This window comes from Campylobacter sp. RM9331, from assembly GCF_020137685.1.
Taxonomy (GTDB): Bacteria; Campylobacterota; Campylobacteria; order Campylobacterales; family Campylobacteraceae; genus Campylobacter_E.
Map to the genome: position 1 here is coordinate 1 of NZ_JACGBA010000055.1, position 971 is coordinate 971.

Annotated in this window: 3 protein-coding genes; 1 reads left to right on the forward strand and 2 read right to left on the reverse strand. The window is 25.2% G+C overall.

Translation table 11 applies throughout. From position 1 onward, the window contains the following. The coding region (locus AVBRAN9331_RS09725) for a hypothetical protein (protein WP_336612927.1) at nucleotides 1–267 on the forward strand (267 nt) is incomplete at its 5' end. Between the two features lie 38 nt (nucleotides 268–305). Here AVBRAN9331_RS09725 and AVBRAN9331_RS09730 read toward each other — a convergent pair. Next, nucleotides 306–671: an HIT family protein gene (locus tag AVBRAN9331_RS09730; RefSeq protein WP_336612928.1), complete on the reverse strand. Its 366-nt coding sequence runs from the start codon at nucleotides 669–671 to the stop codon at nucleotides 306–308. Continuing rightward, the coding region (locus tag AVBRAN9331_RS09735; protein ID WP_336612925.1) for a phosphoribosyltransferase at nucleotides 668–971 on the reverse strand (304 nt) is incomplete at its 5' end. The genes AVBRAN9331_RS09730 and AVBRAN9331_RS09735, both read right to left, overlap by 4 nt.

A 971-nucleotide genomic window follows, 5' to 3' on the forward strand; every position in this document is an offset into this window, starting at 1 on the left:
GGAATTTTATGTTTTATAAGATATTTTAGCAGTGATACCACAAAATTAGAAAAAATATTTAGTATAAAAAGTAAAGAATATTATGTAAATATGGCTAGAGCTTGGTATTTTACCGAACTTTTAAGTAATAATTTTGATGAAACTTTTAATTTTTTAAAAATTAAAAAATTAGATAATGAAACTTTATCAATGATGTTTCAAAAGATAAGTTATAGTGCAAAAATATCAGCAGAGAATAAGATTTTATTAAAAGATTTAAGAAAGTAATATGTTTTAAATAAGTAAAAATTAAATATGATTTCTACTTATTTAAAATTCTTTAACTTAGCTACTAAAATATCACAAAATTCATCAAAACTAGCTCTATAATCTTTTAAATCCCCTAATTGCTTACCCCACATACATTCAGGATAAAATCCATCATCACTAAATCTAGCCATTATATGCCAATGGGCTTTAGGCAAGTAATTAGCAAATGAAGCGTGATTAATCTTAGTTGGCTTATAAAAATTAATCATTTCTTTTTCTATAAGCATAGCAATTTTAAAAATTTTTAGGCTTATTTCTTCATCATTACTAAGTTCTTTGTATTCGTCTTTTGCATGGATTTCTAGCCACGGGATAGAACTCTCGTGGCGTTTAATATAGCAAAAACTATTTTCATAAATCATACTTCAAAATCCCAAAAGAAACTAATCCATTCTTTAGCTTCTTTTACACAAAATTCAGGTTTTATAATAGCACTTGGCTTATAAAAAATAACAGCAAGTTTAACTTCTAAATGTGGGTAAATTTCTAAGATTTTTTTACGAATTGCATCAAGACTTTCACCACTATCTACGATATCATCAATGATTAAAACTTTTTTAGCTTTACTTAAATCAGGAATATTAGTAATTTCAATAGTATCTAATTTTTTTTGCCCGTCATAATGAATACTATTTAATACAAAAGCATTTCTGCTTTTAAGC